The sequence below is a fragment of the Bacillus sp. VA15 genome, from assembly GCF_055721145.1.
Map to the genome: position 1 here is coordinate 53,607 of NZ_JBVQPQ010000012.1, position 6,396 is coordinate 60,002.

A 6,396-nucleotide genomic window follows, 5' to 3' on the forward strand; every position below is an offset into this window, starting at 1 on the left:
TTATCCTCCTAATGAAGTACGAAGCGCCTCTGCAACATTTGCTACTCCGATAACCTCAATCCCTTTTGGTTTTGTCCATCCATCCAGATTTGCCGCGGGTATGATCATTCGTTTAAAACCGAGCTTAGCCGCTTCTTTCACACGCTGTTCAATTCTTGAAACCCGCCGAACTTCTCCGGTTAATCCCACTTCTCCTATAAAACAATCTGCAGGATTTGGAGGTGTATCTTTAAAGCTGGACGCGATGCTGATCGCAATGGCAAGATCAATTGCAGGTTCATCAAGCTTTACGCCGCCGGCCACTTTCAAATAAGCATCCTGATTTTGCAGCAGCAGCCCAACTCTTTTTTCTAACACAGCCATTAACAGAGAAACCCTGTTATGGTCTATTCCTGTTGCCATACGCCGCGGATTGCCAAAGCTTGTTGGCGAGATGAGCGCCTGGATTTCAACGAGAATCGGTCTTGTGCCCTCCATAGAAGCAGTTATGCTTGAGCCTGCGGATCCCGCTGAGCGTTCTTCCAAGAAAATTTCTGAAGGGTTCAAAACTTCAGTGAGCCCCTCTTCGCGCATTTCGAAAATGCCCATTTCATTTGTAGAACCAAAACGGTTTTTTACAGCCCGCAAAATACGGAAAGTATGGTGACGTTCCCCTTCAAAATATAAAACAGTGTCAACCATATGCTCCAACAGTCTCGGCCCTGCAATAGACCCTTCTTTCGTCACGTGCCCTACGATAAAAATCGGAATGCCTTTTGTTTTTGCAATTTTCATCAGCTCAGCGGTACATTCTCTGACCTGTGACACACTGCCCGGAGCCGATGTAATGTCACTTTGGTAAACCGTTTGAATAGAGTCTACAACGACAAACGCTGGATTCATCTCTTGTATAGCAGACGAAATATACTCCATATCGGTTTCAGATAAAACATGCAGTGACGGACTATTAATGCCAAGACGATCTGCTCTCAGTTTCGTTTGCTTTACCGATTCTTCTCCCGAAATGTACAGCACACTGTTCGATGAATCTGATAATTGAGCGGAAACCTGCAGTAATAACGTTGACTTTCCGATACCAGGATCGCCGCCGATTAAAACGAGTGAGCCTTTGACGACGCCCCCGCCGAGCACCCTGTTAAACTCGCCAAGCTGGGTTTTAACCCGGGGTTCTTCTGATGTTTCGATTGATGTAATAGGTGAAGGTTTCTGTACAGTTTGAACTGAATGAGAAAAAGCCGCTCTCCGATTGGCCGGCGCTTTTTTTATCATTTCTTCCACCATAGTATTCCAAGCACCGCAGCCCGGACATTTCCCCATCCATTTTGGAGACTCGTAACCGCAGGATTGGCAGATGAATTTCGATTTTGTTTTAGCCATATATAGTGTAAGACCTCTCCCTTGTTCTATTTCTTGATATGAAAGTGAGGCATACACTTACATGCTGTATGCCTCATTTTCGTCTTCTATATTAATTCGTTTTAGCAGTCGTTTTTACGACAAATTCGCCGTCTTCTACATCGAGAACGATATGCTGTCCTTTATGAATATTTCCTCTAAGGAGTTCTTCAGATAAACGGTCCTCGACATGTTTTTGGATAGCTCTTCTTAACGGACGGGCACCGTATTCCAGGTCAACGCCCTCTTCCGCGACTTTCGCTTTTGCAGCATCGGTCAATTCGATAGAAAGATCCTGTTCTTTCAGGCGTTTTGTTAATTGATCAGACATCAATGACACGATTTCAGTGAGATGTTTTTTCTCAAGTGAATGGAAGACAATGATTTCATCAATCCGGTTGATAAACTCCGGTCTGAACGCACGTTTCAATTCACCCATCACTTTATCTTTCATGTCTTTATGATTTTGCGTCTCATCCTGAACGTTAAAGCCGACATATTTATTGCGTTTCAGTTCACTTGCTCCGACGTTTGACGTCATAATCAGAATGGTATTACGGAAATCGACTGTACGTCCCTTAGAATCAGTCAATCGTCCGTCTTCAAGAACTTGCAGGAGGATATTGAAGACATCAGGGTGCGCTTTCTCAATCTCATCAAGAAGCACGACAGAGTAAGGTTTTCTTCTGACTTTCTCTGTTAATTGGCCGCCTTCATCGTATCCCACATATCCCGGAGGTGAACCGACAAGTCTTGAAGTTGAGTGTTTTTCCATGTATTCAGACATATCAATTCTGATCATGGCTTCCTCATCACCGAAAATGGATTCAGCAAGTGCTCGCGCAAGCTCTGTTTTACCAACACCTGTAGGGCCTAAGAAAATGAATGAGCCGATTGGGCGTTTAGGATCTTTTAATCCTGCTCTTGCACGTCTAACTGCTTTTGCAACAGCTACAACTGCTTCATCCTGGCCAATGACACGGGAGTGAAGAATGCTTTCCATATTGAGAAGCTTATCTGTTTCAGTTTGGGCGATTTTAGATACAGGCACCCCAGTCCAGCTGGATACAACCATCGCAATATCATCAACAGTAACCTCTGAGTTTTCCTGCCCTTGCTTCTCTTTCCATGATTTCTTCGTATCCTCTACTTGCTCGCGCAGGCGCTGCTCAGTATCACGCAAGGAAGCTGCTTTTTCAAACTCTTGGCTTTGCACTGCCGCATCCTTCTCTTTACGAACCTCATCAAGCTTCTGTTCAAGCTCTTTTAAGTTAGGAGGCGTTGTAAAGGAGCGCAGTCTCACCTTTGAACCCGCTTCATCGATTAAGTCAATTGCTTTATCCGGAAGGAAACGGTCAGAAATATATCTGTCAGAAAGCTTAACCGCAGCTTCAATGGCATCATCTGTAATTGATACTCGGTGGTGAGCTTCATATCGGTCACGCAAGCCTTTTAAAATTTGAATACTTTCATCTGCAGACGGCTGATCAACCTGTATCGGCTGAAAACGGCGTTCCAACGCTGCATCTTTTTCAATATATTTACGGTACTCATCAAGAGTCGTCGCTCCAATACATTGAAGTTCACCGCGAGCAAGTGAAGGTTTTAAAATGTTAGATGCGTCAATCGCACCTTCTGCTCCGCCCGCTCCGATTAATGTATGAAGCTCATCGATGAATAGAATGATGTTTCCTGCCTGGCGAATTTCATCCATGACTTTTTTCAGGCGATCCTCAAATTCACCGCGGTATTTTGTGCCGGCAACAACTGTTCCCATGTCTAATGTCATCACGCGTTTATCGCGCAAGATTTCGGGAACTTCGTTATTGATAATTTGCTGTGCCAAACCTTCTGCGATAGCCGTTTTACCTACACCTGGTTCACCAATGAGAACAGGGTTGTTTTTCGTTCTGCGGCTTAACACTTCGATCACACGCTGAATTTCCTTGCTTCTGCCGATTACAGGATCAAGGCTGTCTTCCTTCGCAATAGCAGTTAAGTCTCTTGCCAAGCTGTCAAGCGTAGGCGTATTCGCATTGCTGTTTGTTCCTGTCGCTGATGATCCTGTTTCATTGCTTCCAAGAAGCTGTAGCACCTGCTGTCTTGCTTTATTTAAGCTGACACCGAGGTTATTCAGCACTCTCGCAGCAACACCTTCACCTTCGCGAATCAGACCAAGAAGAATATGTTCTGTCCCGACATAAGAATGCCCGAGTTTTCTTGCCTCATCCATTGAAAGCTCAATGACTTTCTTAGCTCTAGGAGTGTAATGAATCGTTTGAGACATTTCCTGCCCGCGACCGATCAAACTTTCAACTTCTTTTTGAATTTTATCTGAACCAAGCCCAAGCGCTTGTAGAGCTTTAGCAGCAATCCCTTCTCCTTCTCGTACCAGTCCTAATAAAATATGCTCAGTGCCAATGTTATTATGACCTAAACGGAGTGCTTCTTCCTGTGCAAGCGCCAGTACTTTTTGAGCTCGTTCTGTAAATCTTCCAAACATCATATCGATTCATCCTCCTGTCTTTTCCCATTCATTTCTAAGTGAAGCCGTTCTCTGATGAGAGCCGCTCTTCGAATGTCCCTTTCGTTCGGACGCAAAGCGCCTCCCGAGTACTGCTGTAAAAATCCTGGCTGTGTCAAAATCATTAGTTCATTAAGTATGTTGCTTGAAAGTCCTTTAATAATGCCTAGATCTATGCCTAACCGGACATCTGAAAGGCGCTTTGCAGTTTCTTTCGATTCTATCATCCGGCAATTGGACAAGACCCCATAAGACCGATATACCTTATCCTCAAGTTCAATTTTAGAGGTTTGGTAAAGCGCTTCTCGGGCAGATCGTTCTTGTTCAATCAGCTGGGCAGCAACACTGTTAAGGTCATCCACAATATCCTGCTCTGACTTACCAAGCGTGATCTGATTTGAAATTTGAAAGATATTTCCTACTGCTTCGCTGCCTTCCCCATAAATTCCTCTAACAACTAAGCCTAATTGATTAATTGCCGGTATAATTCGATTTATTTGCCTAGTTAAAACCAGTGCCGGCAGATGCATCATGACTGAAGCCCTTAAACCCGTACCTACATTTGTAGGACAGCTGGTTAAGTACCCTCTTTGCTCATTAAATGCATAATCAACTTTTTCTTCAATCCAGTCATCGACCTGGTTTGCGGCTTTCATTGCCTCTAAAAGCTGAAATCCAGGAAAAAGACACTGAATTCTAATATGATCCTCTTCATTTAGCATGACGCTTACTTCTTCATTTTCAGAAAGCAAACAGCCGCCAAAAGGAGACTCTGTCAGATTCGGACTGATGAGATGTTTTTCAACAAGTACACGCTTTTCTAAAGGCTGTGCATCATTCATTCTGATCAAAACGAATTTTCCGATTCCAGGAATTTCTTGTTCTGAAAACTGATCTTCAAATTGCTGTATGATGGATGAGGCTTCTTCATTGGAATACCGCGTAGGGAACCTTATATGTTCAAAGTTCCTTGCTAAACGTATGCGGCTGCTGAGTACAATGTCACTTTCAGGTCCTTTCTGCTTCATCCAACTGCTTAGTGCGTCCTGAATAAAATGCTTTAGCGACATTACCCCTGTTCCTCCTCACTATCTTTACTTTTGAGTGATTGTTCTAATGAACGAATTTGATCTCTCACATGAGCTGCGTTCTCAAATTCTTCTTGATGGATTAAGGATTCTAATTCTTTTTTCAGCATGTCAATCTGCCGTCTGACATGGAGATTGCCGCCTATACGTTTCGGTATTTTCCCAGCATGCACAGTGTTACCGCTGTGCACTTTACGTAAGATAGGTGTAATGTTGCTATGAAATGTTTTATAACATTCAGAACATCCAAAACGGCCGATTTTTCTAAATTGCTGAAAAGTCATTCCGCATTTTGGACAAGCTGATATTTGCTCCGAGTGACTGAACATTTGAGTTCCTGCATTCTGGAATGAAGAATCCATGTTCAGCAAACCCGAAAGTAAATTATGAATAGAGAAACCTTGATTTGCACTTATACCGTATGAATCACTATTTTCTTTGGCACATTGTTCACAAATATGAACTTCTATTTTTTCTCCGTTAACAACCTTTGTAAAGTGAAAAGTGGCTGGTCTCTCGTGGCACTCTTGACAAATCAATCTTTTCACCCGCTTATTTTAATTTTAAAGAAGTCAGCATAGCCTTCATCATTCTCGCTCTTAATTCATCACGTTCAGGCAAGTCAATGTGTAAAACCGAGCGGTCCATCACGCTGACCATCATTTTTGCTTCTCTTTCTGAAATCACCTTGTCTTCTAATAGCCTTAAAATAATGTCATCAGAGGCTGCTTGAGACAAATGGGTATTAATTTGAGAAATAATATTATTAATCAGGACAACTTCATTGTTCATTTTAATTTTAATGATTCTGATGTAACCGCCGCCCCCGCGTTTGCTCTCAACAATATATCCTCTTTCGCTTGTAAATCTGGTGTTGATGACATAATTTATTTGGGAAGGAACGCATTGAAATTTATCTGCAATTTCACTTCGTTTAATCTCTAAAATTTCCTTGCCATTTTGATCTAACACTCGTTTTAAATATTGTTCAATGATGTCAGAAATATTATGTCCCACTCAACCCCCTCCTTTACTGACTTTGACTATATTTGACTTTAATCTTACTATAAGGCGTTTCTCGAGAATTTTCAACTTTCTCGCTCTATCCTTTATTATTTCCATTTTCCCGACCCATAAAACCTGATTGGCGATTTAAAATTCAGTGTAAAGTTATTATATTATACAATTAAAAGTAATTTTATGATACTAATAAACCAGAATACAAAAAAGGGCAGCTCATATGAGCTGCCCTTTTTTCAATTGCTTGGCGGCGTCCTACTCTCACAGGGGGAAACCCCCGACTACCATCGGCGCTGAAGAGCTTAACTTCCGTGTTCGGCATGGGAACGGGTGTGACCTCTTCGCTATCGCCACCAAACAAATTGAGAG

General features: G+C 42.5%; 5 protein-coding genes and 1 rRNA gene. All 6 read right to left on the reverse strand.

The window, feature by feature from the left end; translation table 11 throughout:
- Positions 1–1,377: a DNA repair protein RadA gene (radA, locus tag AC0DBE_RS20695; RefSeq protein ID WP_014112330.1), complete on the reverse strand. Its 1,377-nt coding sequence runs from the start codon at positions 1,375–1,377 to the stop codon at positions 1–3.
- A gap of 91 nt (positions 1,378–1,468) precedes the next feature.
- Positions 1,469–3,901 carry an ATP-dependent protease ATP-binding subunit ClpC gene (clpC, locus tag AC0DBE_RS20700; RefSeq protein WP_003225731.1) on the reverse strand — a complete coding sequence of 811 codons (2,433 nt, stop codon included), beginning with the start codon at positions 3,899–3,901 and terminating at the stop codon, positions 1,469–1,471.
- Complete coding sequence (locus AC0DBE_RS20705) at positions 3,898–4,989, reverse strand: protein arginine kinase (protein ID WP_472963604.1); 1,092 nt, start codon at positions 4,987–4,989, stop codon at positions 3,898–3,900. The genes clpC and AC0DBE_RS20705 overlap by 4 nt, the downstream gene beginning before the upstream one ends.
- Entirely contained in the window at positions 4,989–5,546 is a 558-nt protein-coding gene (gene mcsA, locus AC0DBE_RS20710) for a protein-arginine kinase activator protein McsA (protein ID WP_014112328.1), read from the reverse strand. Before mcsA ends, AC0DBE_RS20705 begins: the two co-directional genes overlap by 1 nt.
- A gap of 13 nt (positions 5,547–5,559) precedes the next feature.
- Positions 5,560–6,024: a transcriptional regulator CtsR gene (ctsR, locus tag AC0DBE_RS20715; RefSeq protein ID WP_003225724.1), complete on the reverse strand. Its 465-nt coding sequence runs from the start codon at positions 6,022–6,024 to the stop codon at positions 5,560–5,562.
- A 245-nt stretch (positions 6,025–6,269) separates the two neighbouring features.
- Positions 6,270–6,385 (reverse strand): 5S ribosomal RNA (gene rrf, locus AC0DBE_RS20720).
- Between the last annotated feature and the right edge of the window lie 11 nt (positions 6,386–6,396).